This is a genomic window from Acinetobacter sp. 24-47-66, from assembly GCF_056779755.1.
The window spans coordinates 333,786-360,142 of sequence record NZ_JBWYIL010000001.1 but is presented as its reverse complement, the minus strand read 5'-3'; the positions used below and the strand labels follow the sequence as shown (position 1 = coordinate 360,142).

Sequence of the window (26,357 nt, the reverse complement as noted above, 5' to 3'; positions counted from 1 at the left end):
GGTTCGTGTCATGATGACTTCTCATAAGTCACCTATAACACTGCTAAGAGATTTTTAATCTTGCCTAAAGTCCTCTTCTATTCATTTAGTTGAGGACTTTATGTCATTTTCGATTCATGGAGTATGAACCGATGAATATTTTAGTTTTGGGTAATGGCGGTCGTGAACATGCGTTAGCATGGAAAATCGCTCAAGATGAAAAAGTAGCTAAAGTTTTTGTTGCACCGGGTAATGCGGGCACAGCAACTGAACCAAAATGTGAAAATGTAGCACTTAACATTTTAGAGAACCCTGCCATTATCGACTTTGCAAAAAATAATGCCGTGGATCTGATTGTTGTCGGTCCTGAAGCACCGCTAGTAAATGGTGTAGTCGATGCTTGTCGCGCGGCAGGTGTGAAAATATGGGGTCCTACCCAATTTGCAGCGCAATTAGAAGGCTCTAAAGCATTTGCCAAGCACTTCTTGAAACGTCACAACATCCCAACGGCTTTCTATGACGTGTTCACGGAAGTCGATGCTGCTAAGGCATTTGTTGAGAAAAATGGTGCGCCGATCGTAATCAAGGCAGATGGTCTTGCTGCGGGTAAAGGCGTAATTGTTGCCATGACCAATCAAGAAGCATTTGATGCGATTGATGACATGCTTGCAGGCAACAAATTTGGTGATGCAGGTTCACGCGTTGTCATCGAAGAGTTCTTGGCAGGTGAAGAAGCATCTTTCATTTGTATGATTGATGGCGACAACATTTTACCTATGGCAACTTCACAAGATCATAAACGTATCTTTGAAGGTGACCAAGGTCCTAATACTGGTGGTATGGGTGCTTACTCTCCTGCTCCTGTTGTAACGGCTGAAGTTTTTGAAAAAACCATGAATGAAGTGATGCGTCCTACCGTTGAAGGTATGAAAAAAGACGGGCACGTTTATACAGGTTTCTTATACGCAGGTTTGATGATTGATGAACAAGGTCAGCCTAAAGTAATCGAGTTCAACTGTCGTTTTGGTGACCCTGAAACTCAACCGATCATGATGCGTTTAAAATCATCTTTAGTTGATTTAGTTGAAGCAGGTATTGAAGGTAAACTTCCTGCAGAAGCTGAATGGGATGAGCGTAAAACGGTTGGTATCGTACTTGCGTCACGTGGCTACCCTGAAACGTCTAGCAATGGCGACGTGATTTCTGGTTTAGATACTGAAATGGCAGATGCGAAAGTGTTCCATGCAGGTACAAAAGCCAATGAGAATGGTGACATCGTAACTGCTGGTGGTCGTGTCCTTTGCGTGACTGCACTTGGCAATACCATTGGTGAAGCACAAGCAAAAGCTTTAGAGCTTTGCCAAAAAGTAACGTTTGACGGCGTTCAATACCGTAAAGATATTGGTTACCGCGCGATTGCTCGTGAAAATGCTTAATACAGATTAAGTATTAAAAACCCCGCTTTGTGCGGGGTTTTTAATTAATTTCTTAAAGTTCAATTGATGTTTTATCATCTAATTCATCAAGATAATGATTGACTGATTTTCTAAAATCTAATGGTTTAGCAATATATGGAATTGGGGCATTAGAACCACCAGTTCCTCTAACAATAATTGAACCAAAATTAAATATGCGACCTAGGATACCTTGATCTACACCAAGACTCTCTACACGATTGATTTTAAGTTCAATTGTATTACGGCGAATTAACCCAGTTTTAGCAATAATCCTTCTATTCGTTATAGCTAGCTCTGTGGTCCATACGTTAATAATAGCTACTAAAATAAAAATTAGACCAATTCCAGCCATAGGTAACAATAATACCCCTATAATAATATAGCCAATTTGAGACATCCAAGACACATGTGCCCTTTCTAATATTTTTTCGTCTCTAGCTAGATTAGACTCAATGTAACTACCCATCACTACCTCATAATTATAAATTGTGCTTAATATTAGGATTTATTGAAAATATTTATATTGCTTGCAACAATATCTAACATTCCAATTCATTTCAACAAATACACAATAATTAATAAATAGTTAAATCATAATCTAAAGTAGTCCTTAAACCCTTAGAAACAGCTTTTCCTTATTCCTGATTTACTTTAGGATGCAGCTTTACCATCATCTTAGAATACCCACGAACAAAATTAGATTGAACAATCTCAGGTTCTTCAAGCACTTCAATTCTGTCATAACGCTGCATAATTTCCTCCCACAGGATGGTCAATTGCATCTCAGCCAAACGACTACCCATACAGCGATGAATTCCATAACCAAATGATAGATGTTTTTTCACATTTTCACGATCAATGAGAAATTCATCCGCATTCTCAAACACAGTTTCATCACGGTTAGCAGACGCATACCACATAACAACTTTGTCACCTTTGCGGATATACTGACCTTTATACATCAGATCTTGAGTCGCAACACGGCGCATATACGCCAACGGTGTCTGCCAACGAATAATCTCACTAACCATATTAGGCAACAGATCAGGATTATTCTTCAGCTTGTCTAATTCTTGAGGGAACAAATGCATTGCATAAATCCCGCCCGACATCGAGTTACGAGTCGTATCATTCCCGCCTACGATTAATAATGCCAAATTCCCCAGAAACTCTAATGGTCGCTGAATCAGATCTTTTGTCTCATCACTCCGAATAAGCATACTCATCAAGTCAAAACTTGAAGCTTCACCTGCTTTTATACGCGCAGCCTTATCATGCCAGAGTTGTGACAAATCTCTCACCATCTCTTTTAAACCATCAAAAGTATTTTCAATGGTCATCGTACCGCCTGTCGTACCTGGCGATGAGGATGCAATTTCAGACCAATAGACCAATTTACGGCGTTCTTCGTAAGGAAAATCTAACAATGTCGCCAACATTCTTGAGGTCAGTTCAATTGAAACTCGATCTACAAAGTCGAAAGCTTCATTTAAAGGCAAGTGATCAAGTACGTCTTGGGTCCGTGTCCGAATCAAGCTTTCCATGTCTTTCAAGTTTTTTGGTACGAAAACCCCCTGCACAGCTTTACGCTGAATATCATGTTTCGGTGGATCCATCGCAATAAACATTTCAAGCTCTAAACCTTGCGGTTGCTCACCCAACATAATGATCGGTTCTGAAGAGAAGAGCTGATGATTTTTATCAACGTACATGACATCTTCGTACTGTGTCATCGACCAAAAAGGACCAAATAAACTGTTTGATTGATAATGTATCGGCGCATCTTTACGTAGTCGCTTAAAAGTATCCTTCCATACACCTTGCTTGTATAAAAAAGGGCTACTGACATCAAGCTCTTGTAAGGTGCAAACATTTGGATCTGGAAGTTGAGTTTCTTCAATTTGATCAAAATCAGGATTTTTAAAAAAGCTACTTTTTAATTTATGGTATACATGAGCAGCTTTGATGTGATTTTCTAAGGGAATATAGCGAGCGCTAAAATTCACCAAATCTACTCGAACAGCATTCATTTTTTTGACTAAATTATTCATGACAATGTGTCCTATGTGATCTCATCATTAAATTTATATTCAGCCTTTATTCCATTAAGCTGATGATCTGTGTTTGAGCATAGAATTTTAAAAATACACAATCAGGTCATTTTTTGACATTAATAAGTCATTTTTTGACATTCTTTTTATCCAAATTAGCAGCTCTAATGAGGCTAGATTTAAGAAAGATCAATATCACGCTATCTGGACTTGAGTATGATTTCTAAAGGAATAGAACATAGCAATCAGGACGATAATGCAATTCGGGCATTGATTCCCTGCGCCTATGTCAGAATTATTGCGCAACAATTGGGAGGTGGGCTGCGTGTATTCCCAACTTTATTGAATGGCACATCACTGACTGCTGAATTTATTCAACAAGAAGATTCTCGGATTTCAGCATCTGATTTTATTCGTATATTTGACAATGCATTGAACATGACAGATGTTCCCGATTTCGGTTTAGAACTTGGGCATCGCCTTAAACCCACGACTCATGGCGCAATGGGCTTTTTGATGCACAGTTGCCCGAACCTTTATGCTGCACTTGATGCGATTCAACATTATCTACCTACTCGAATTGGATTTGCAGAGGTCATTCTCGAAAAGCGTGATCAGCAGATGAATTGTAAAATTCAATTTAATATCGATTGCTCCACCCTTGTATATCAAAGCATGATCGAGTCTTGCATGGTGGTATTTAAAGAGTGTGCTGAATTTATTTTAGGTAAGCCATTAACTGAGGCGAAGTTGCTTTTTAGCTATCCTAAACCTGCTTACCATGCTGCTTATACAGAAATTTTTCAATGTGATTTCGCATTTTCACAATCTTTTGATGGCATTCAGATACCTTTATCTGTGTGTAAAATCCCGAATGCTTCAGCAAGTCAGGAGAACTATCTGATTGCAAAAAAACAATGTGAAAATGTACTTAAGGATCTTCTTACACCCCAAAATACTTATCAATTTCGTGTCAAAAAAATACTGATTGAGCATTTATCAGATCCCAAAAATGAATCCGAGATTGCCGCTTCATTATTCATGAGCAAACGAACCTTAGCTCGTCATTTAGAAAAAGACGGTTTAACCTTTAAAGAGGTCAAAGATCAGGTACTTGCACAACAAAGTGCTTATTTTCTTGAGCATACGCAACTCACGATTGAAACAATTGGTATGCTTCTTAATTATCACGATGCCTCAAATTTCAGACGAGCATTCAAGCGTTGGTTTGGTATGCCACCTAGCCAATATCGGCAGAAATACAATAATGATCTTACCAAGCAAATTTCTAAATTAAATTAAATCCATATTTTTCATATTGATATATTAAATCATTATAAGGTGTTCGGCTGATAACGGGTCTTTCTAATTTTAAACACTCAAATTATAAGTATGATATTTAAAGTTTATTTATACATTCTCATAAATTGTATATGACGCTTTATGCTAAGCTAGTTCATTAACATCACTATATTGAATAAAAAAAAATTGTTATCATCAACCAACTTTTTTGTTATCAATGCTTAAATAATTGATAGCTAAATACTGAATTATCTCTAACAGATGAATAGCTTGAAGTGCTCTTGAAACAAGGACAGTTCATTTCACTATTCACCTCACTGCATATGTAAGTTGAAGATCGTTTCAACATACTCAGGAAATATCATGAAGAAAATTCTTGGTTTAGTTTTGGGCCTATCAGTGGGTATCGCTGGATGCTCAAAACAAGATGCTCCAAAAACCGCTGCAAACAAAACGAATAAAGATTCAGTTCAAACCATTACAATCGCTTCTACAGGTTCTGATGCAGATATCTGGAAGTTCATCGCAAAATTGCCAGAAACTGAAGCTGCAGGTTTAAAGTTAGATGTTAAAAACTTTACTGATTATGTTTCAATGAACACTGCGGTAGCCAATAAAGAGATTGATATCAATGCCTTCCAATCATATGCATATATGGTTGCATACAATGATGCCAATACTCAAAAAATTGCGCCATTATCTACGACTTATCTTGAGCCAATGGGGATTTACTCAAGCAAAGTTAAAAATCTAAATGATTTCAAAACAGGTTCGACCATTGCAATTCCAAACGATGGTGCTAATGAATCACGTGCCCTTTTATTATTGCAATCTGCTGGTTTAGTAAAGTTAAAACCTCAATTTGACAATGTCAAAGGCACTACTTCTGATGTAACTGAGAATCCTAAACAAATCACGATCAAACCGATTCAAATGGCAACTGCGGTACGTGTGAAAGATGAAGTGGATGCCATTGTATTAGGCAACACCTTAGCAATGGAAGGTGGTTTGAACGTATTAAAAGATGCGATCTACTACGAGCCAATCGATCAAAGTACAAAAATGAATGTGAATGTATTGGCTGTAGCTGAAGGCCGTCAGAATGATCCTGTATTGCAAAAGGTAGGTCAGCTATATCATACAGATGCAGTTAAGCAATATGTTAAAGAAAACTTTGGTGGCACTAAGGTTAATGTTGATAAACCAACAACATATCTCACAGAAGCTCAATAATTCTAGACTTCTGTATTTTTAACAGGCAAATTTAATTTGCCTGTTTTTCATTTTTAATAGTTCTTGACGTTATGATTGAATTTAAAAATATTAGTAAACATTATCAGCTTAAAGGCCAAACTATTCACGCCTTAGACAATATTAATCTGACGATTCCAGATGGAAGTATCTTCGGAATTATAGGCTATAGTGGTGCAGGTAAAAGTACACTGATCCGTTTGATCAATTTACTAGAAAGACCCAATCAAGGTCAAATGATCATCCACGGTCAAGATTTCACTGCTTTGAGCGCTTCAAAATTACGTCAAGAACGCGCCAATATTGGTATGATTTTCCAACATTTCAATTTATTGCAAACCAAAACCGTTGCAGCCAATATTGAAATGCCAATGAAACTCCTTGGCTGGAGTAAAGCTGAGCGTCTAAAACGCTTAGATGAGCTACTTGAGTTTATCGATTTAAAACATAAACGCGATGCTTTTCCAGATGAGCTTTCTGGTGGTCAAAAACAGCGTGTAGGTATCGCTCGGGCACTTGCCAATCATCCAAAAATTCTACTCTGTGACGAAGCAACATCAGCGCTTGATCCTCAAACGACAAAGTCTGTACTTGCCCTTTTGAAAAAAATCAATCAAGAGCAAGGAATCACCATTGTTATGGTTACGCATGAAATGGATGTTATTGAGTCGATTTGCGACTTTGTTGCAGTTATGGAACAAGGCAAAGTGATTGAACACGGCAGTACTCTCGATATCTTTAGTCAACCTCAACACCCGACGACCAAAACATTTATTCAAACTGTTTTACAGCAGCAATTACCTATCAATATTTTAAATAACTTAGAAAATCAAAATCACCACAGTATTTATAGCTTGCAGTTCTTAGGTACTTCGGCCCAAGAAACTGTTGTGCAAGCTGCCATTAAACGATTTGATATTAGTCTCAATATTTTATTTGCCAACATGACCGAAATTAATGGCGCTGTGATTGGGCAAATGTTTGTGCAATTACTGGGTGATCCAGACATTATTCAAGAAACCATCAGCTTTTTCCAACAACATGGCGTTAAAGTTGAGCAATCAGGAGTACGTGCATGAGAGATATGATTGTTCAATGGCTAACAGAAATTACTGAACCTTTTTGGAAAAGCTCGCTTTCAATTGATCAATTTGTGACAGCCCTACAAGAAACCTTCCATATGGTTTTCTTTGCAATGCTATTCGGTACGATTTGGGGTTTAATTCAAGGAATAACCCTACTTGTTACACGACCAAACGGGATTTTAGCCAATCGTGTGATTTACTATGGATTAAACCCTATTGTGAATGCATTACGTTCCCTCCCGTTTATTATCCTCCTGATCGCGGTTATTCCACTGACAAAAATGATTGTGGGTACTTCTATTGGGACATGGGCAGCTATTGTTCCTTTAACCATTTATGTAGGACCTTATATTGGTCGTTTGGTTGAAACTTCACTCCTTGAAGTTAACGAAGGTATCGTGGAGTCAGCGCAAGCTATGGGCGCAACACCCCTACAAATTATTTTCAAGTTTATTCTGCCTGAGGCACGTAGCTCCCTCATTCTCAATTTAACTACAGCTGCAATCAGCTTAATTGGTGCAACAGCCATGGCTGGCGCGGTCGGTGCAGGCGGCATTGGTGATCTTGCGATCTCCTATGGTTATCAACGCTTTGATACCAGTGTCGTTATACTCACCGTCATTGTGCTTTTAGTACTGGTACAATTGGTGCAAATGACAGGCGAAAAGCTCGCCAAAATGCGATAGTAAATTAAAAAAAAGATCTCAACTGAGATCTTTTTTAATATCAATCCATCCAAAGTGAAGCGATTTTTTCCATTAATTGCGCACGTAACGGCGCAGTCGGATTGCATGGATTACGCTTTGCTTCATGCGTATAAAACGCTTGCCATTCGCGTATCATTTCCAAACTAACACCTTGAGCTTTAAACTGATGGATGTCTTGCTTAGATACACTTTCTAAGCGTGCTTGAGCACCTTCTGGACCTGTTGCCCAACCGATAACCCCTTGCCCAAAACTCGGAAGGCTCATTTGGTTAGGTGTTTGAGGAACCGCTTTACGTTCAATTGTCTCATTGACCTTACAGCTGCTTGGACGCTCGTGTAATTGAGACTTTTGCAGTTGACCAACTTGAGAGTTTTGCATACAACCAACAAGAACAATCGAACTCATCACTGCGCTGATGCAAAAACGCAATCTCACTTTTATCTTCATTTACTTTTTACTCGAAATTTATTGATCAGATCAAATAATCTTAAGCTAACAACATTGCACCTCATCAAATTCGAAATCAATATTTACAATACATCGCTGTTTAAAATTTGGGTGAATTTTACAATTTGATAAGCTTGATCTAGGATGAGATCAAATAAGTCACATGTTTTAGGATCGTTTAGGATGCGTTATCAAGTTCGCGTAATTGATGTTAACAATGCGCTACAAAACTATATATGGATTATTGAAGATACTGAAACCCAAGAAATTGCAGTGGTAGACCCTACAGAAGCCAATTTGGTGGTCAACTATTGTGACTCGAATGGTTTAACACTTAAGCAAATATGGCTTACCCACTGGCATAAAGACCATATTGGTGGTGTTCCAGAGTTAATCGCGGAAAAAAATATTGAAGTTTATGGTCCACGCGAAGAATTATCTAAAATTCCATTTATCAGTTGTCCACTCAATCATGATGATGAATTTTATTTTAATGACTTAAAACTTGACGTCATCGCTGTTCCTGGCCATACCTTAGGTCATATCGCAATATTTGCAGATGAAATCGACAGTTTATTCTGTGGAGATACCTTATTTGCAATGGGATGTGGACGCCTTTTTGAAGGAACGGCTGAACAAATGTATCAATCACTTAACCGACTGTCAGCGCTCCCTCCAAGAACTCAAGTCTACTGTACCCATGAATACACGCTCTCAAATGCACAATTCGCTTTACAAGTAGAACCTGAGAATAAGGCATTGCAAGAACGATTTGAGCAAGTTCAGAAACTTCGAGATCAAAATCAAATAACCTTACCTTCCACCATTGAAATTGAACTTGAGACCAATCCTTTCTTGCGCGTCAACAGTGCTGAAGAATTTAAACGTATTCGGGAAATGAAAGATAATTTCTAAATTTAGCATTATCTGTTCAAATTACAGGTGTTTATTACTGAGCGATATTCGCTCAGTTTTTAAACCCTTCAGACAATACATTCTCTTCTTTATCTTAAAGCTTTAACAACATGATCAAATTCTGTCTTTTAATTGCATGAAATATATACATTTCTATAGAATTAAAATATATTTACATTAATTTAGGTTCAAACCCTTTAAAAACAACATCATTAACCTTATTAATATTTCATTAGTCAAAGGAGTTGTCTCATGAAGAAAGTGGTCAAAGCAAAAAATTTAATTGCATTCAGAATTTGGTTAGAAAAATTAGGTTATTCCGTTCGAAATTTAAAGGATAACCAAGGCTTCACTTTCAGTTTTAAAAAAGAATATGGTTTAGTGACATGTGACTTATCTGGAAATACGTTGGCAATGCAATTAGGTGAAGAATTCGAGGATCACTTGAAGGCTTAATTTCAGCTTAATTCAAAGGAATGAATACTGAATAGATCATTTAAATATTAATATCGCCTCTTTGTAGGCGATTTTTTTTATGTTTAGATATTTCAGCCTGTATTTATATAAAAATATAGGCAATAAAAAAGCAAGGTATCAAACCTTGCCTTAATATGGTGGGGACGGAGAGACTCGAACTCTCACACCTTGCGGCGCTGGAACCTAAATCCAGTGCGTCTACCAATTTCGCCACGTCCCCTTTGAATACTCAATTATATTACTGAGCTTCATAAAACTTGGCAGAGGATCAAGGATTCGAACCTTGACGAACGGTTTTGGAGACCGTCATGCTACCATTACACCAATCCTCTATTTCACTTACTTCGGTCACTCCACCTAGTAAATTACTTGGTGGGGACGGAGAGACTCGAACTCTCACACCTTGCGGCGCTGGAACCTAAATCCAGTGCGTCTACCAATTTCGCCACGTCCCCGATGGCTGTGTATATTATAGAGATCATTATCTCATGACAAGCCCTTTTTTTGAAAAACCTTATTGTTTGACTAAATATAAAACAATTATCCATTTTACTGGTTTTTCTTTAAACAAATTCGCTTAATAACTGTTTTAATTGATAAATATTGTTCAATCTTTGTGATTTATTTTTCATCAACATCTGCTGGAGTACTGGTGTTAAGTCAGAAAAAGGCCTTATAATTTCAACTTTTAATTGCTGACAATGCCATTTTGCCCAATCTATATAGCTTTTTTTACGGATTGAGTACTGATTTAACCATTCTAACCAAATAATACCGAGTGCATATATATCTGATGCTTGTGATTTTGACTCACCATGAAACAACTCAGGCGCCATATACCTTGGTGTTCCATGCGTAGAAACTTGAGGATGGCACTCAAAGTGAAACATCTGTTCAAAATCAATTAATTTGGGTTGACCATTGAATATTCTAAAATGTTCTCTTTTGAGATCTGCATGGACCAATCCTTGATCATGAATCGATAGTAATGCATCTAGACTATGTAATAATAAATTGACCACATTTGAAAACTCATTGTGTGGGAAGGTCTGCATTTGAATATAGACAGAATTTTCTACTTCAAATAACGGCGCCGCATTTTCTATCAGAATCAATGATGAAGAATCATGCTTTGATATACGTGTATTGAATCTACTGTTTTCGTCATACACGATCTCAAACGGCACTAAGATCTTTGAAGAGCGAGTACTGAGTGATTGGTAGTGTTTTATCTCATTGTCGAACCACTGCTCATGCTGTGAACTGATACCCTGCTGTTGTCGCTTAACCCAATAAGTTTGGTCATCTATTTCGATACAATAAATTAGACGACCATACTGCTGACTTTGTTGAGAATTAACTGGTTGCCTGAGCAGAGGCTGAATGGTTTGCCACTGTAGATTGTTTTTCAAGAGATTCATTTTGCTGTTTCAGTTGCGTCAGCATATCCAAACAATGTTCAATGGTTTTTCCTATACGCGCATGTGTTTCAATACTGGACAGTTTTGACCAAGTTGCCCGTTCCCCTTCTCTTTGAAGGACTTTAAACAAATGAGGTCGCGGATTTTGTAACATATAATGATAATGTCGCAGACTATAATTACCTACAATATTTAAATCCCCATAATAACGCTGATCAACAATACCATAACCGTGATCCAATAGTCGTCTAATCGTCGGCACACTGCCCATTCGGTCACGAGTGAAATTCATGACATCCATCGCAATCGTTTTACCATGTTTACGCACTAAACGTTGCGGCCAGCTGAGCAGATCTGTTCTAAAACGTTCCGCATCACTTTGCATGAATGGCACAATATGTGGATTCACCTGACTGGCAATGGTGTAATTAATATTGTAAAGACGAGCCATTTTCTCTTGTGGAAAATCACTTCTCACACTGCCATCCACCCAACGAATACTTGCCAAGTATGGTGTATGCACTCCATCATAACGCTTACTGGTCAGTCGAACTGGAGGAAATAAGATGGGAACGGCACATGATGCCAAAACTGCACTCCACACCAGTAAATCTGGTGCAGTATATTTGTTCATGATACGAGCATCTTCCTGAGCGACATCATAAGGTGCGACACTGATATTGATATCAAGCCCAGACTTTTCATACGCTTCTTGAAACGTTAAGTCCCCTAAATTTTCCACTAAAAATTTCTTAAGATATCGCACATCTGCAATACCACCATTTCCTCTAAGCAACTCTTTGAAACTTCTGAAATGGAATGCTTCACTATAAAAGCTCTCTCCTGTCAGCAGCTGATCAATATCTTTTTGATCAGAAACGCCTAACATCGCCGTCATCAACGCACCAGCACTCGAACCTGATAAAACTTTCGGCATCAAATCTTGTTCCATCAGCGCCTTACACACGCCTGTATGAAACAATCCTAATGAGGCCCCACCAGAAAACATCATTGCTGGTTGACCATAGGTCAGTTGACAATTTTTAAAAAAATCAAATTTTTCTTGATGCGTCAAACCCGAACATTCATCTGAAGCGATATAAATTAAACTCTGTGAAACCTCTTCAATATAGTCCTCAATAAGTTTTTTAGTGCCAATATATGTTTGTGTGAACAGCATAGGATGACCAATATTAGCGACATCATGACTCAGGCCTTCTCGCAAAATATAGATAAGATCAATTACACGATGATTCAGCTTGTAACGGCGTAAGAGATTTAAACGATGCGATATAATTTCAGCATCAAAATAGGGTGAAGTATTATCAAACTTCCATTCCTGAGCGCCCGTCTCCTCATCCAGCTTTAAGGCAATGTCTTTCCACTCTTCATAGCTCTCCGCACGTTCAAGCTCATGTTGCATTTTTTTAATTCGATACGCTTGATGCGGATTAATTTGACTACGAGTGCCTAAAATCATTGAGCTAGTCCTTTGATTTTTATTAGTTCAATTAGTTTTGTTCAGTTTTTAAACTATGCAAAAAAAGCACAAAATAATCAACTTAATAAAATTTATTTCTTGTATCGACCAGTCATCATAGATTTATCCCTTAGATCAGTTCACATCGCTGTCGTCATCATGTAGATTAAACTTGATTTTATTGAATTGTATTTCACGAATACCTATGGCGACTCTAGAACTACCAGATCAACTGTTAACAAAAATTTCTCAACTTATTGACCAACTTAATCGCACATTATCTGAACCGAGTCAGGAAATTGATTTCTCAGCACTAGGATACAAATGGCAAAATAAACGGCTGATCCCCATTCAAAAACCTAAAATAATTCATCTTGATGATTTAAAAGGTATCGAAAAACAAAAAGAAAAAATACTGCAAAACACTGAACAATTTTTACAAGGCTTACCTGCAAACGATATTTTATTGACAGGATCTCGTGGAACCGGAAAATCATCTATTGTGAGATCTTTACTGTCTAAATATGCTGACCGTGGTTTACGCATCATTGAAATTGAGCGTGATGATCTGTCAGACCTACCAGAAATACAAAAAATTATTGAAGGTCGTTCTGAAAAATTTATCGTCTATTGCGATGACTTAGCCTTTAATGCTGAAGACGAAAATTATCGTAGCTTAAAAAGTGTGTTAGATGGTTCACTAGAGTCAGGTTCTGGCAACTTTATTATTTATGCGACCAGTAACCGCCGCCACCTACTCCCAGAATTTATGCATGAAAACACCCCGATCACTAAAGTGGACGTGCCTCAATATACTGAATTACATCCGCAAGAAGCGATCGAAGAAAAAATCTCATTGTCTGATCGTTTTGGTCTTTGGCTTTCATTCTACCCGATGGATCAAAATCTTTATTTAGAGATTGTAGAGCACTACTTAAAAAAATCTGATATTGAAATGACACCTGAAGTACGTGCTGAAGCGCTACGTTGGTGCCAAGCCAGAGGTCAACGCTCAGGTCGTTCTGCATTCCAATTTTCAAAACATTGGATCGGCTCTACTCAATTAAAGCGTGATTAAGCATTTACATCAGCTTCTGCAATAAGAAACTAAGATGGAATGACGTCTTAGTTTCTCGACTTTCACTCTTTAAGCTAAGTTATTAGCTTTTATTACGATAAAAGTTAATAAATTATTCATGAATAATTATAAAGATAAAATTAACAATTTAACTCATTGCTCTCTATCGATATTAAAAAAATTTTAAATAAAAAAATCTCAAATATTACTTTAAGCTATTAATTTAAATAAAATTTATTAACTAAATAAGAATTAAAAAAATAATTTAAATTTAAAACAATATAACATAACAACCATTTTTTGTTTTTCGAAAAAATTAATGTAACCCAAACTTAACAATTCAAAAATAGTATGAGGGACGCAAATAATTATAGAAAAAGGCTGCATCCATGCTTCAAATTAAAAAATATAGTAACCAACATACACAATTCCCAGAAGTGCAAAATATATTAAAAACGCTTCATCAAGCGATCTTCATGACACCAGAGGGTTGTGATTTGAATGACATTGCTCAAGCCTATGCCCCCGATGATGCTGCAAGCAAACGGGTTTTGATCTATTTTGATGAAGAAAAACCTGTTGGATTTTTATGTATGCAACGTTATGAAGTCAAAAAGTATGACAAGACAATAAATGTTTTTCGTGGTCAAGCAGGTCTTCTTAGCGCCTATCGAAAATCAAATCTATTAAAATTCCAATATATTTACTTCATCATTTCTCAAATGATCCGCCACCCAGCACCATCATATTTTTTTGCTGTGTGTTTACATCCCTCAAGTTATCGTGCAATTACACGTTATGCTTTCAAAAAAAATACATGGCCGACTCGCCTAAACCTCGATAACAATACAGAAATGCAAGACCTTTGCACCCTATTCTCTCAGCAATTTAATTATCAACTTTCAAAATCTGGTCATGTTTTTATTTATAACGATGGTCTTGGAGGAACACGCGGTTGTAAGCACGAACACGATAATATGAATGAGGATGCTGCTTTTTTTTTGAATCACAATGCAGGATATATCAATGGTGATGGTATGTTAGTGATTGCCAAAATCACTGTCTTTGAGGTGTTTTACCGTTTAACTTGTCATACTTTGGGTAAAATGAATCGCAATAAATATATTCAATGGACAAAACAGCGACAATAATAGTCCCGCTTTAAACGCTTCTAGCACATATTGCTCACCACAATGTTGCTTAATCATCGGTAAGAATGCATCACAGGACAGTACACCTGTGGTGCTAATTGCTGCTTGTGGTTGATGTCTTCCAAAAACTTGTAGAAAAATGATGGAAAACATCCCTCGAATCATATCCACAATTAAAGCTTGAACTGCCAATAAGGGATTTAGTTTCTGTGAAATCATTGCAGCAGACAGACTTGCCCAACCGAATCCAGATAGCAATACAGCACTTTCCTTCCAAATTATCAGCATAAAGCAGGCAAATATTGTATTTGCCAATACCATTATGATTGGGAGTTTTAAATCATGCCATTGCAATGTTTTGATGTTAGAGGCTGATATAAGAACTCCGATCAAAAATAGAATAATGTAGATAAGCACGTTTTGAATACTTAAAGCTATTTGCTCATCTATTAAATCCATTCGATAAGTGAAGATCCCTCCCACAAACACCAAAATAAGTAAAAGATACACTGTCAATATTTTAATGATGTCCTTAATTTGGATTGTGCCTCGTTTACTGTTTTCCTGCTGTTTCTTCTTATAAAATAGAGAACTAAACCAGTAAGTAAATACGCATACCCCGAGTGCGAGAATAACTAACTTGCTCAAAACAGCTTTAGGATTTTCTAATGCGAGTAGGTTTGGAGCTGCGTAAACAGTGCAAAAAAATATAAATAAAATCAGGGCTAAAAAAAATACTTGTTCAATGTACTTTTTGGGATGAAATTTACGACCATATAGATAGCCAAAAATGATGATGATAAGATCCAATCAGACTTCCAAAATTATTTTTATACGTATCGCTTAGATTAATTCATAGATATAAAACTTATATGACAAAATGTTTCTTATTGAGCATAGTCATATCTAATCATTTGTGTCTGCTAGATTTTAAGTTTAAAACTTAATTTCGCCCCGATATCGTCCATAATCTAATTCGTTGTTTTGATTTCTCGTATAGTTCAATTTCAATCTTTCGGCGTGTTTAGCGCATCTCTTTAAAACAACTAATCACATTTTTAAAATATCACTCACAATTCTATAATCGTTTTTCATTTGAGATCACCTAATATATTTTTAAAACTACAAAAGAGAATGTGATGGCTTACAATCATAAAGACCTCGATAACATCCCACGTAGAAGCTCTCGTGTTAACTCTCAAAGTTTTGATTACTCTTTGGACTTTAAAAAAATTAATTTCAGAGAGAGACCGGAACTCTATCGAATTGGTCGTGGTGAACAGGGTGTATTACTCGTCGAACCTTACAAATCTGAAATTCTGCCCTTTTGGAAATTTGCAGATGAAGATAAAGCTAGAGAGAGTTCTAATAAGATTTATCAACTCTTTCTTGAATATTTAGCAGTCGATGATTTTGTCGGTGCAGATATGGCTCGTAAATTTTTACAAATGGGTTATACCCGAGCGAGACGTTATGCCAACCATAAAGGTGGAAAAAAATATAAAGGTCCTGTACCTAATGACAAAAAAGGTTTAAGTGGTGCTCACGGGCGTGAAGAACTACCACGCCAACAAGAAGACGCTATTAAGGCTGCAGCAGCACGAATTTTTAAAGTGAAATGGGATGAAGCTAAACAGCATTCTCACTATATTGCATTAAAAGAACGATTTAAAAACTCAATTGCGAGTCAATAAATACATTCACACACCATGTATAATACAAACAAAACTATTTCTTTAATTTTTATTTACAATAGAAAAATAGAAAGTACAATAGCATTTACCAAAAAATGATCACCATTTTTTGCATTTAAAGATAAATACATCACAAATAATGAGCATGCGCCATGATAACTAAATTTTTAAAATTGGGTTTAATCCTCTCGATAACCACTCTAACAACGACAACTTTTGCCCAACAACATACCGTTTCATTGGGTTATGCTCAGTCTGAAATTAAAAATGCGTTTGATATTCGTGGTATTCACGCTCAATATCGCTATGAACTCGAGACTCCTTTAAGCGTTATGGCAACAATGTCGTATCAAACTGGTGATGAAACTTGGATTGAACCAGGGGAACGCCAAGATACAGATGTAAAGCATTTTTCTCTGCTAGCAGGTCCTGCTTATCGTCTCAACGAGAATTTCAGTGTTTATGGTGTTGTCGGGATCGCGCATTCAAAAGTTGAAAGTTCATATCGCGCCTTGAACATATATGAAAACATGGATCTAAGTGAAACAGCGTTTGCATATGGTGTTGGTATTAATATTAACCCTGCTCCGCAATATGCGATTAATATCGGTTATGAAGGTACTAAAGTTGATGGGGCTAAATTTGATGGGTTCAACATCAGCGCAGGTTATCGTTTCTAATTCAGCTTGAATACATAGAGAATTAAAAAAGAGGCTTTTTGCCTCTTTTTTTGTCAAAATCATTGGATAATGTTTATACATTATTTGGATAGCGAGAAATAGACGAATCCTATATAGCTAGAATAAGTCGTATTATTCTATCTAGGATGTTTCATGCAAAAAAGAAAACTTGGACAAACTGATTTATTCATCTCACCCATCGTATTCGGAGGAAATGTATTCGGTTGGACGGTTGATGAAAAAAAAAGTTTCAAAATTTTAGATGCACTGTATGAGCGTGGATTTAACACCATTGATACAGCAGACTTCTATTCCATTTGGGCACCAGGCAATCATGGTGGCGAGTCAGAAACAATCATTGGTAATTGGTTAAAACAAAATCCAAGTAAACGTGAAGACATCGTGCTATTTACTAAAGTCGGTTTAGATATGGGGATCCCCGGCCATCAAGGTTTATCTGAACGATGGATTATGCAAGCAGTTGAAGACTCACTTAGTCGTTTAAAAACAGATTATCTTGATCTTTATTTTGCACACTGGCCTGATGAAAACACACCTCATGAAGAAACATTATCAGTATTTTCAAAGCTCAAAGATCAAGGAAAAATTCGCGCCTATGGCACTTCTAATTTTTCAGCTGATCAATTAGACGCTTCTATTCAAGCTGCACAAAAGATTGGTGTGCAACATTATCAGGTTCTTCAACCTGAATATAATCTTTACGATCGCGATGTATTCGAACAAACACTGCAACCCATTTGTGAACGCCATCAAATTGGTGTCGTAAGTTTTTATAGTCTGGCTAGTGGATTTCTATCTGGGAAATATTCGTCATTAGAAAATATTCAAGGGCGTCAACGTGCAGATACGCTTGTAAAATATTTTGATGATCGAGGCTTAAACCTTTTAGATAAGCTCAGAGAAGTGGCATCGCGCCACAATGCGGCACCTGCTGAGGTAGCTTTGGCTTGGTTACTTGCGCAAAAGCATATTTCAGCACCAATCGCCAGTGCAACAAACCTTGAACAAATTACCCAATTTTCAAATGCAGTGAATCTTCAACTCTCACCAGAAGACATGCAAATTCTTTCAATAATGTAAATATAAAAAAAGAGGCTATAAGCCTCTTTTTTCTCGTGACCAAACATTTATGCTTCAGTAGGTTTTTTGAGTTCCGTCATCGGCCAACGTGGCGTCGTTGTCACGGCTAAGCCATCATGTTGTCCTGCTTTTAAGCGTTGATATCCAGCAAAAGCAATCATGGCGCCATTATCCGTACATAAAGCTGGTTCAGCATAATATACTTGAGCTTTTATTTTAGCTAATTCTGCTTCAAGACGTTCACGAAGACGCTTATTGGCACTCACACCACCAGCAATGACCAAACGCTTAAGACCAGTTTGTTTTAATGCTTTAACTGATTTTTTGACCAATGTATCAACAATAGCCTCTTGAAAACTCGCAGCAATATCAGCGTCTCGGTTTTCTTCACCTAATTTTTTCATTTGGACAGAAACTGCTGTTTTTAAGCCGCTAAATGAAAATTCCAAACCTTGATGCAACATAGGACGTGGAAATTCAAAAGCAGTGGCATCACCTTGCTCAGCAAGTTTAGAGATATTTGGACCGCCTGGATAAGGCAACCCCATCATCTTAGCAACCTTATCGAATGCTTCACCCGCTGCATCATCGATCGACTCACCTAAGATTTCATAATGACCAATATCATATGCCGCCATTAATTGTGTATGCCCACCCGAGACCAACAAAGCGACAAACGGAAATTCCGGTGGAGTGGCTGATAAAAGAGGCGCCAACATATGCCCTTCCATATGATGCACACCAATCGCTGGTTTATTTAACGCAAATGCAAGCGTACGACCAAATAATGCTCCAGTCATGAGTGCACCCATTAGGCCTGGACCACGTGTATAAGCCACCGCATCAATCTCAGATTTTTTGATTTGACTTTCTTCAAGCAATTGATTGATTAAAGGAATTAATTTACGAACATGATCGCGTGATGCCAATTCGGGTACCACTCCACCATATTCAGCATGCAATTTAATCTGACTATATAACACCTGTCCTCTTAAGCCGACTTCGCTGTCATAGAGTGCGAGACCAGTTTCATCACACGACGTTTCTAAGCCTAAAACGATCATTAAATTGCCTTTAACCCATTTCAAAATATTGCTAAAGCTATTATAGACTTGTGATATGAGATGTAAATGAGTAAAATACTGACCTTCACTTGTGACTCAGCGCAATTCGGCGCTTAGTCTTATCCATAAACTAGAGGATTCTTCATGCCACAAGTTAAATTGAAAGAAGGCGAACCAGTAGACGTAGCTATCCGTCGTTTCAAACGTTCATGCGAAAAAGCGGGTGTTTTAGCTGACGTTCGTAAACGTGAATTCTACGAGAAACCAACTCAAGAACGTAAGCGCAAAAAAGCTGCTGCTGTTAAACGCTACCAAAAGAAATTGGCGCGTGAATCAGTACGTACTACTCGCCTTTACTAAGATTAATTTGTGATTGACTGCTCGGATATATAAATGGCTACTTTAAAAAACCAAATTACTGACGTTTTGAAAGCAACAATGCGTGCTAAAGAAATGGATAAGTTAACGGTGATTCGTAGTCTCCAAGCAGCAATTAAGCAAATCGAAGTCGATGAACGCGTAGAACTAGATGATAGTCGAGTTCTCGCGGTCATTGAAAAACAAATCAAGCAACGTAAAGAATCGATTAAAGCTTTTGAAAGCGCTAATCGACAAGACTTAGCTAGTAAGGAACAAGCCGAGGTTGAGGTTTTATCTCAATTTCTACCAGCAGCTATGACTGAGGAAGAACTTGATTCAATTATTGCGCAAACGATTGCTGCGCAACAAGCTACTAGCATGAAAGATATGGGTAAGGTGATGAATTCTCTACGTCCGATCATAGCCGGACGTGCCGATCCTGCACAAGTTTCGAGTAAAATTAAAGCTCAACTTTCTTAAGTTTTCGTATTATGTTTGATTTGGTCTATTTAATAATGGCATTAAATAGTCCAGTCTAAATCACATATCCCCGATTTTATTACAACAATACTTTTTAGTTTTTCACTTTCTGATTATTTAAGCTCACATTGAATATTATATCTTTGTAAAATCTGCATTTCTTTAGATCGCTTCACTTTCTCAACAACATCCTGTTTACTCATTCTAGAGTAGGAAAGTGGTAAATCCTTTCGATATTTATCCACCACTCGATAAAAGCCATCGACATAAGTTCCAACAATGACACAATATCTTTGAGTCTGATCAACGCTAAAATGTGTTGTATTTGGTGCTAGCATTTTTAGAAAATGCCTCATATCGGCATTATATTTTTGTGATACAACTTCAATTTCTTGTGTAAATTTAACAGGAAGTGTTTCCGCATGAGTGAACACACCTACCCCAAACAACATCATAAAAAATAGTGGCAATTTCATTATTAGATTCAATCACATAATTTAAAATATTTATTCATTCATCATTCTAAAACAATCTAACCATTAAGAATGAATAGTTTCAATAAAGTTAGGTTTGTATTCCTGGAAAAACTCTTCATAAGGTGGCGGTATTTTCCCTTCAACCACAGAACCGAGCCTTAAACGTATAATGCCTGGTAAATCAAGCCGATGTGAATATAAAGGACTTCCACATTCACCACAAAATACTCTTGCCTTTAACTCGGTATGAAAATAAGACTTAAGCACATCTTCACCAGAAATTAACTCGAAGTTTTCAAGCGGGAGCGGGCTATTCCATGCAGCAAAACCGCCTTGAGCCAACTGACAGTGCTTGCAATAGCACAAAATACTTTTCTCAAGAACGCCATGATAAATATATTGTATCTTCCCACATAAGCATCGACCTTTTATCATTTAAACCTCTTATAATTTTTGTTGACGTTCATCCTGCATCATCCGCAGTCTTTGATTGATGATTGCACTCATAGAGTTATTTTCCTTAGCTAAACGCTGAGCATGAATGAGTGAGCGTATCGCATTCTCTTCCGCCCCCTTCCAATATTCAACTTCAGCCCGATATCGCAAAACATTTACAGTACGTAAAGGATTATTAATATCTAAATTTGCCGCTTGTTGTCGGATGAACCATGCTTGCGCATCACGATTATTGATTTGGATAAATTTATTCGCCAACCTTTCAGCAGCAACAAAATTTCCCTGTCGAATATAAATTTCAGCTAATTTATAGCTTAGAGCGCGATTTTCAGGCGTTATTCGTTGACGCACCAATATCGTTTCCTGCGCAGAATCAAATTGATTGGTCGCCAAGTAGATATCTGCTTGAATAAGCGCGATAAGCTGATGATTTGGCTGGACTTTCTTAGCAAGCTCAATTTCTTTTTGTGCTAGATCAAAATCACCACGCTTTAAATAAAAAGCAGACAGTGCAATTCTTCCAGCCAATGCATTTGCTCTCACCACTCCCTTTAACTGTTCCTCGTTGGTTTGATTGGTCACAACTGCGGTATACCACTTGATCTGATCAAACTCAGAGAGTGTGTTGCTATATGGAACTTTAGGAAGTTGATCTGCACGTAATCGAGCCTCGCTCATACGCTGAGTAGTCAAAGGATGTGTTAACCAAAAATCAGGAAGATAACTAATTTTTGGAGTCGCACGATTCATGGTTTCAAAAAACTCAGACATACTGTACGGGTTATATCCAGCACGATACATCAATTGCATTCCAATACGGTCTGCTTCACGCTCTTGATTACGACTATAACTTAGCTGTCGATCCACCAATGCAGCTTGAGTTCCCATCATCAGGGCAGCACCTGCATTACCATCAGCTTGTGATGCAATTGCAGCACCCACAATGATACCTGCGAGTGCAAGCAATCCCTGCCCTTTAAAAGCCTCTTGAGAACGACTATAGTGTCTTTGCGAGACGTGTGCCACCTCATGAGCAACCACACCCGCGACTTCATCCATGTTCTTTGCCGACGTAATTAATCCGCTATTCAATGCAAATAAACCGCCAGGTACAGCAAAGGCATTAATTTGCGGATCGTTTACAATCACCAAAGCAATTGGTTGACCCAACTGTGTTTGCGCAATAATTTTTCGGAATACAGCCATAAATTGATCTTCCAACCAAACATTGTTTAACACTGGAAGTTGTTGCTGTACTTGACGATAGACTTTTTCACCGATCATTTTTTCTTTTTGTTGATCGATAAATCCAATACCACTATTAATATCAGGCACTTCAAATTGAATTTTATTGGCATTGTAGAGTTCATCAGCCGCCGCTGAAAAACTCGAACTCGCTATCAATAAAGCCAAAATGATCTTCTTCAAACCTGTATTCCTAAACGTGTACTTCATCGACTATAACATTGAATAATGTGAAGATTAATGATGAACTGTTACGTTTATTATCATGCTCAACAGACTTTACTTATTCACAATATATTGAGGCTCATCCCCATCTAAGGCTTTTACCAGATTATCATAAGCAAGATTTGCCATTTTCATTCTGGTTTCTGCTGTCGCCGAACCTACATGTGGCAATGTCACGACATTTTCCAATTGGAACAACCGTGATTCTTGGAGCGGCTCTTTCTGATAAACATCTAAACCAGCAGCAAAAATTTTGTGATTTTCAAGCGCCTCAATCAAGGCCGACTCATCAACAACTGATCCTCTGGCAATATTCACAAACACAGTATGTTTTTGCATTTTCTCAAATTGAGCTTGACCGATCAGCGCTTTCGATTGCTCATTTAAATCGACTGCAATGACGATAAAATCAGACGTTGAAAGTAAAGTATCAAGATCACAATATTTCGCCTTTAAAGGCTCAGCTCGCTCTATACATGGCTTCCGATTATGGTATTGAATATTCATATTAAAACCGTAAAAACCACGTCTAGCTATCGCAGCACCGATATGACCTAAGCCAATGATGCCGAGCGTTTTCCCATAAATATCTTGACCAAATTGTGCTACACCGGCGGTACGTGTCCAATTCCCCTGCTTTGTCCAAGAATCTAAATGTGTCACTTTACGAGCCGCTGTCATCAATAAGGTAAAAGCCAAATCAGCGGTCGTCTCTGTTAACACATGAGGCGTATTGGTCAACCAAATACCCTGTTGTCTTAAATATTCAACGTCGTAATTATCATAGCCCACACTGACCGAAGAAATAATTTTAAGTTTTTTTGCGGTCTGTAAGTTGTCTTGATTTAAACGACGCCCAGCGCCTATCATCCCATCTGCATCCGCAACTTCTCTTAAAAGTTGCTCATTAATGTCACCCTGTTTTGGATTAATTTGAACGACCTGATATTTCGATTCTAATTGATTTAATATTTTCGGATCTATCTGACTAAATACCACAACCTTTTTTTTCATAAAACTCCCTCTTTAGATCCAGTATCGATTTAATTTTTAATTAAGTTCCACAAGCGACGCTTTAACAATGGCTGCTCAATCATGTCTTGTAAGCTTGCAATCTGCATATGCTGCGTCGTCGATATATGCGGCAAATACCCTAAGCTCAATATTTTTTTATCAACAGATAATGCATCGATAAAACCCTGTATAAATACTTGAGCACCTCTTCCATCTTGGAATTGAGCGAAATTAAATGGCCATTTTAAATCGTAAAACTGTGAACTCACACTACGCTGGATATTCACCCATAAGTTTTCTTGTTCTGTGGTGAGCGCTGTAGCATCTAGCAGAATAGTATGTGTTTTAGTGATCATCGCTTGAATTTCAAAAGCATCGATTACAAGCGGTTGACGCTCAACAGCCTCATCTTGAGACTGTTTGTCATTTTCCACAGACTCTCGAGGAAGCTGCACACCGTCTGGATTACTTTTTAACTGAAGCGAAGAATCATCTTTATTTAGCTGTTCAACTTGTGAAGCTGGTTTTGTGATGAACTGTTCTGATTGAGCTTGCGCAAATTCAGGAAAAGATACATCTATTGGATGATTTTCTTCAACCTGATCGCGATATAAGGAAGGTTTGTAATGACGTGTTTGTGCCGTATTTTGTGGAATCCATATATCGATTCCCATCACAGCTAAGAGGCTTCTTTGATGCTCTAACATATTCACATTCATTACAGATGGACTGGCATGAGGGCTGGGTATTCTACCCACTTTTTTAATCTTTTACTGAACTTTTAATCCGCAAACAATCATAACTTAATTTCATTTCTGACGCATTAACATCCTTGCAGCTTTTAAATTCAGAATGCATTGATAGCTAAACAATAATGACGCTGTTTTTCTTATGCATTTGATCCACAATTTCATCACTTTCAAATCCAAGTCGCCAATATAATAATTCAAGTACATCCAACTCATCTTGTGTAATAATTCGATCATTCCATAAACATAATTCAGCAACACCCAAAATACTCAACCGATCTCTCAACAACAATCCAGCAATATCATTAAGAATTTCACCTAAGTCGATAGGTTCATCTGAAATTTCTTCATAAAACTCAATTTCATCACGAGTTAAAATTCGTTCTAAGATTTGGGTTCTAACTTCAAGCTGATTAGCAGTATTTAACTGCTGAACATGTAATAACGCATCTATTAGCCTAACAATTTGCGGCTTAGCATCCTCAATTGAGGTTGGACGATGTATTGGCAATAAATCCAGTTGAGACTTCACCTTTTCAATCAGTAAAGCATCCAAAAGCCCAATTTCACCATCTTCTTGAATAATTTTAGCCAATTTAGTAATGAACTGACGTGCACTTGTAGCAGGCATATTTCCCAATTGCCTACATGCCTCATGAAAAATTTGAATATGCACTCGTCCATCTATATTTAACAGTGAGTCGACAATTGCACGACTCACAGGTGCATCAGAAGGAATAAATTCACGGTATTGCCGAATCATTAAAATCGCAACCATCACTTCACGCGCACCAGTCGAAGTTTGCAAAGCCCTTTGAATGAGTTCTGGACGTTTCATCTGCTGTCTAACTTCACTATTTAAGGGTTTGATGGCATCCTTAATTGCAAAGCTGATCGGTGATAATCTTAATAATGGAAGTGGCTGTGGTGACATCCATGGATTATATTCTTCAGCAATAGATTCCTCTAAAGAACGCATTAAACTAAATAGTGGTTGATTGCGTAATTTTTGTAAATTTTCTAATTGAATATCCTCAAGTAAATTCGGATTTAATTCATATATACGATCTTGAATACAAGGTTGGATATTCAACCAACTTTGAGGACTAAGTGAGTTAGCAAAGCACATATGAGAAATAGCTTCAGAATATTCACTATGAATCTGTGATCCTGCGTGATGAACATAGATTCTCAATAAGGTTTGAATATTAGCATTACTACTCAATAATCGTCTTGTCATTGCATCGTTATACAATGTTCGACTACCCAAAGTAATATATTTCATCAGACGCGTAATAAAGACGCCTAAACTACCAATTAACCATATGACTCCACCGATCGCCACAAAAGTTGTTTCCAAACTATCTCTCAATTGACCCCGATTACGTCGAAATCCCTGCTTCGCGATTTTACTGCCCCATTGGCTAAAGGTAATTAACCCACTGTATAAAATTTTAAGACGAGTATTTTCTCGAGTTTCACCCGATAAAATTTTATGGAATTCATGACCCAACAATCCATAAAGCTCTAACTCATCAAGATTTTGTAGCGCCCCCCAAGTCAGAATAATCACAGTATCTTTGGGATGAAAACCCGCAGTCAGTGCATTAACCCCTATTTCATCGGGTAAGACATAGAGTGTAGGTGTATCAATTGAGAATCGATGTGCTAATTTTTCAGCAAGCCTAAGCGCTGTACTTTCTTCTGGAGTACTTTCAATAAAAGTGAGTTGTCGTGCTTTCAATTGTTTTGCGAGCGTATGACCACCAGAGCGGAAGACATAAAACTCATAAACGACAGAACCACCAATAATGCTAATCAATAGCACCATCATATATGGACTGAGAAAATGCCACCAAATGGACTCAGAAGGATCAATATAATGAACCAACAATCCGAGCGTCGTGTTTAAAATGATAATTGCGAGCACAATAACAATTAAACATACGCTTAATGACCACAGCATATTTTTGTTTTTAATTAAGTAACCACTCACATCTTTCAATGTAAA

Annotated in this window: 27 protein-coding genes and 3 tRNA genes; 14 read left to right on the top strand and 16 right to left on the bottom strand. The window is 37.5% G+C overall.

The window, feature by feature from the left end:
- Positions 1-131 precede the first annotated feature (131 nt).
- Complete coding sequence (purD, locus tag AC1M84_RS01685) at positions 132-1,415, top strand: phosphoribosylamine--glycine ligase (protein ID WP_481594296.1); 1,284 nt, start codon at positions 132-134, stop codon at positions 1,413-1,415.
- Between the two features lie 52 nt (positions 1,416-1,467).
- Here the strand turns inward: purD and AC1M84_RS01680 are convergent, their stop codons facing one another.
- Positions 1,468-1,902, bottom strand: coding sequence for a PH domain-containing protein (locus AC1M84_RS01680; protein ID WP_092766163.1), 435 nt, complete (start codon positions 1,900-1,902; stop codon positions 1,468-1,470).
- Between the two features lie 169 nt (positions 1,903-2,071).
- Positions 2,072-3,487: a cytochrome P450 gene (locus AC1M84_RS01675; RefSeq protein WP_481594295.1), complete on the bottom strand. Its 1,416-nt coding sequence runs from the start codon at positions 3,485-3,487 to the stop codon at positions 2,072-2,074.
- 216 nt (positions 3,488-3,703) lie between these two features.
- Between AC1M84_RS01675 and AC1M84_RS01670 the strand changes: the two genes are divergently transcribed.
- From AC1M84_RS01670 to AC1M84_RS01655, 4 genes are all read left to right on the top strand, one after another.
- A complete protein-coding gene (locus AC1M84_RS01670; protein WP_481594294.1) occupies positions 3,704-4,789 on the top strand; it encodes an AraC family transcriptional regulator in 1,086 nt (361 codons plus the stop codon).
- Between the two features lie 363 nt (positions 4,790-5,152).
- A complete protein-coding gene (locus AC1M84_RS01665) occupies positions 5,153-6,022 on the top strand; it encodes a MetQ/NlpA family ABC transporter substrate-binding protein (protein ID WP_481594293.1) in 870 nt (289 codons plus the stop codon).
- Positions 6,023-6,093: 71 nt separating this feature from the next.
- Entirely contained in the window at positions 6,094-7,119 is a 1,026-nt protein-coding gene (locus tag AC1M84_RS01660) for a methionine ABC transporter ATP-binding protein (RefSeq protein ID WP_179998301.1), read from the top strand.
- Entirely contained in the window at positions 7,116-7,811 is a 696-nt protein-coding gene (locus AC1M84_RS01655) for a methionine ABC transporter permease (RefSeq protein ID WP_035267644.1), read from the top strand. Before AC1M84_RS01660 ends, AC1M84_RS01655 begins: the two co-directional genes overlap by 4 nt.
- A gap of 40 nt (positions 7,812-7,851) precedes the next feature.
- Here AC1M84_RS01655 and AC1M84_RS01650 read toward each other — a convergent pair whose 3' ends face one another.
- A complete protein-coding gene (locus tag AC1M84_RS01650) occupies positions 7,852-8,238 on the bottom strand; it encodes a DUF4951 domain-containing protein (RefSeq protein WP_481594292.1) in 387 nt (128 codons plus the stop codon).
- 225 nt (positions 8,239-8,463) lie between these two features.
- On the opposite strand from AC1M84_RS01650, the gene gloB reads away from it, so the two are divergent.
- Together gloB and AC1M84_RS01640 are read left to right on the top strand one after the other, a co-directional pair.
- Positions 8,464-9,195, top strand: coding sequence for a hydroxyacylglutathione hydrolase (gloB, locus tag AC1M84_RS01645; protein ID WP_481591199.1), 732 nt, complete (start codon positions 8,464-8,466; stop codon positions 9,193-9,195).
- A gap of 252 nt (positions 9,196-9,447) precedes the next feature.
- Positions 9,448-9,651, top strand: a complete 204-nt coding sequence (locus tag AC1M84_RS01640) for a hypothetical protein (protein ID WP_035267651.1) — start codon at positions 9,448-9,450, stop codon at positions 9,649-9,651.
- A gap of 156 nt (positions 9,652-9,807) precedes the next feature.
- Here the strand turns inward: AC1M84_RS01640 and AC1M84_RS01635 are convergent.
- The 5 genes from AC1M84_RS01635 to AC1M84_RS01615 all read right to left on the bottom strand — a co-directional run bounded on the left by AC1M84_RS01635 (position 9,808) and on the right by AC1M84_RS01615 (position 12,573).
- Positions 9,808-9,892, bottom strand: a tRNA-Leu gene (locus AC1M84_RS01635).
- A 38-nt stretch (positions 9,893-9,930) separates the two neighbouring features.
- Positions 9,931-10,004 (bottom strand) — tRNA-Trp (locus AC1M84_RS01630).
- Positions 10,005-10,042: 38 nt separating this feature from the next.
- Positions 10,043-10,127, bottom strand: a tRNA-Leu gene (locus AC1M84_RS01625).
- 108 nt (positions 10,128-10,235) lie between these two features.
- Positions 10,236-11,084: a protein kinase domain-containing protein gene (locus AC1M84_RS01620; RefSeq protein ID WP_481594291.1), complete on the bottom strand. Its 849-nt coding sequence runs from the start codon at positions 11,082-11,084 to the stop codon at positions 10,236-10,238.
- Entirely contained in the window at positions 11,029-12,573 is a 1,545-nt protein-coding gene (locus AC1M84_RS01615; protein ID WP_481586970.1) for a DUF3336 domain-containing protein, read from the bottom strand. Before AC1M84_RS01615 ends, AC1M84_RS01620 begins: the two co-directional genes overlap by 56 nt.
- Positions 12,574-12,778: 205 nt before the next feature.
- Here AC1M84_RS01615 and AC1M84_RS01610 point away from each other — a divergent pair, with 205 nt between their 5' ends.
- On the top strand, positions 12,779-13,651 hold the full coding sequence (locus tag AC1M84_RS01610; RefSeq protein ID WP_481592966.1) for an ATP-binding protein: 873 nt from the start codon (positions 12,779-12,781) through the stop codon (positions 13,649-13,651).
- Positions 13,652-14,040: 389 nt separating this feature from the next.
- Positions 14,041-14,802, top strand: coding sequence for a hypothetical protein (locus tag AC1M84_RS01605; protein WP_481594290.1), 762 nt, complete (start codon positions 14,041-14,043; stop codon positions 14,800-14,802).
- Here AC1M84_RS01605 and AC1M84_RS01600 read toward each other — a convergent pair.
- A complete protein-coding gene (locus AC1M84_RS01600) occupies positions 14,734-15,612 on the bottom strand; it encodes a LysO family transporter (protein ID WP_481594289.1) in 879 nt (292 codons plus the stop codon). The two genes, AC1M84_RS01605 and AC1M84_RS01600, sit on opposite strands and share 69 nt — an antisense overlap.
- Before the next feature lie 329 nt (positions 15,613-15,941).
- Here AC1M84_RS01600 and AC1M84_RS01595 point away from each other — a divergent pair, with 329 nt between their 5' ends.
- From AC1M84_RS01595 to AC1M84_RS01585, 3 genes are all read left to right on the top strand, one after another.
- Positions 15,942-16,496: a DUF4385 domain-containing protein gene (locus AC1M84_RS01595; protein WP_481589804.1), complete on the top strand. Its 555-nt coding sequence runs from the start codon at positions 15,942-15,944 to the stop codon at positions 16,494-16,496.
- A 152-nt stretch (positions 16,497-16,648) separates the two neighbouring features.
- A complete protein-coding gene (locus AC1M84_RS01590; RefSeq protein WP_481594288.1) occupies positions 16,649-17,176 on the top strand; it encodes an Ail/Lom family outer membrane beta-barrel protein in 528 nt (175 codons plus the stop codon).
- 153 nt (positions 17,177-17,329) lie between these two features.
- The gene (locus tag AC1M84_RS01585) at positions 17,330-18,277 is read left to right on the top strand and encodes an aldo/keto reductase (protein WP_481594287.1); all 948 of its coding nucleotides are present in this window, start codon (positions 17,330-17,332) and stop codon (positions 18,275-18,277) included.
- Positions 18,278-18,324: 47 nt separating this feature from the next.
- Here the strand turns inward: AC1M84_RS01585 and tsaD are convergent, their stop codons facing one another.
- Positions 18,325-19,341: a tRNA (adenosine(37)-N6)-threonylcarbamoyltransferase complex transferase subunit TsaD gene (gene tsaD, locus AC1M84_RS01580; protein WP_481594286.1), complete on the bottom strand. Its 1,017-nt coding sequence runs from the start codon at positions 19,339-19,341 to the stop codon at positions 18,325-18,327.
- A gap of 144 nt (positions 19,342-19,485) precedes the next feature.
- On the opposite strand from tsaD, the gene rpsU reads away from it, so the two are divergent.
- A complete protein-coding gene (rpsU, locus tag AC1M84_RS01575; protein WP_001136722.1) occupies positions 19,486-19,701 on the top strand; it encodes a 30S ribosomal protein S21 in 216 nt (71 codons plus the stop codon).
- A gap of 33 nt (positions 19,702-19,734) precedes the next feature.
- Positions 19,735-20,181: a GatB/YqeY domain-containing protein gene (locus AC1M84_RS01570; protein ID WP_481594285.1), complete on the top strand. Its 447-nt coding sequence runs from the start codon at positions 19,735-19,737 to the stop codon at positions 20,179-20,181.
- A gap of 113 nt (positions 20,182-20,294) precedes the next feature.
- Here AC1M84_RS01570 and AC1M84_RS01565 read toward each other — a convergent pair whose 3' ends face one another.
- From AC1M84_RS01565 to AC1M84_RS01540, 6 genes are all read right to left on the bottom strand, one after another.
- Positions 20,295-20,657 carry a hypothetical protein gene (locus AC1M84_RS01565; RefSeq protein ID WP_481592962.1) on the bottom strand — a complete coding sequence of 121 codons (363 nt, stop codon included), beginning with the start codon at positions 20,655-20,657 and terminating at the stop codon, positions 20,295-20,297.
- 63 nt (positions 20,658-20,720) lie between these two features.
- On the bottom strand, positions 20,721-21,092 hold the full coding sequence (locus tag AC1M84_RS01560; protein WP_481594284.1) for a GFA family protein: 372 nt from the start codon (positions 21,090-21,092) through the stop codon (positions 20,721-20,723).
- A gap of 9 nt (positions 21,093-21,101) precedes the next feature.
- On the bottom strand, positions 21,102-22,541 hold the full coding sequence (locus AC1M84_RS01555; protein WP_481594283.1) for a M48 family metalloprotease: 1,440 nt from the start codon (positions 22,539-22,541) through the stop codon (positions 21,102-21,104).
- A 96-nt stretch (positions 22,542-22,637) separates the two neighbouring features.
- Entirely contained in the window at positions 22,638-23,597 is a 960-nt protein-coding gene (locus AC1M84_RS01550) for a 2-hydroxyacid dehydrogenase (protein ID WP_481594282.1), read from the bottom strand.
- A 29-nt stretch (positions 23,598-23,626) separates the two neighbouring features.
- Positions 23,627-24,355 carry a hypothetical protein gene (locus AC1M84_RS01545; RefSeq protein ID WP_481594281.1) on the bottom strand — a complete coding sequence of 243 codons (729 nt, stop codon included), beginning with the start codon at positions 24,353-24,355 and terminating at the stop codon, positions 23,627-23,629.
- Positions 24,356-24,461: 106 nt separating this feature from the next.
- Positions 24,462-26,351 (bottom strand): M48 family metalloprotease, encoded by a 1,890-nt coding sequence (locus AC1M84_RS01540; RefSeq protein ID WP_481592957.1) that lies wholly within the window; start codon positions 26,349-26,351, stop codon positions 24,462-24,464.
- Between the last annotated feature and the right edge of the window lie 6 nt (positions 26,352-26,357).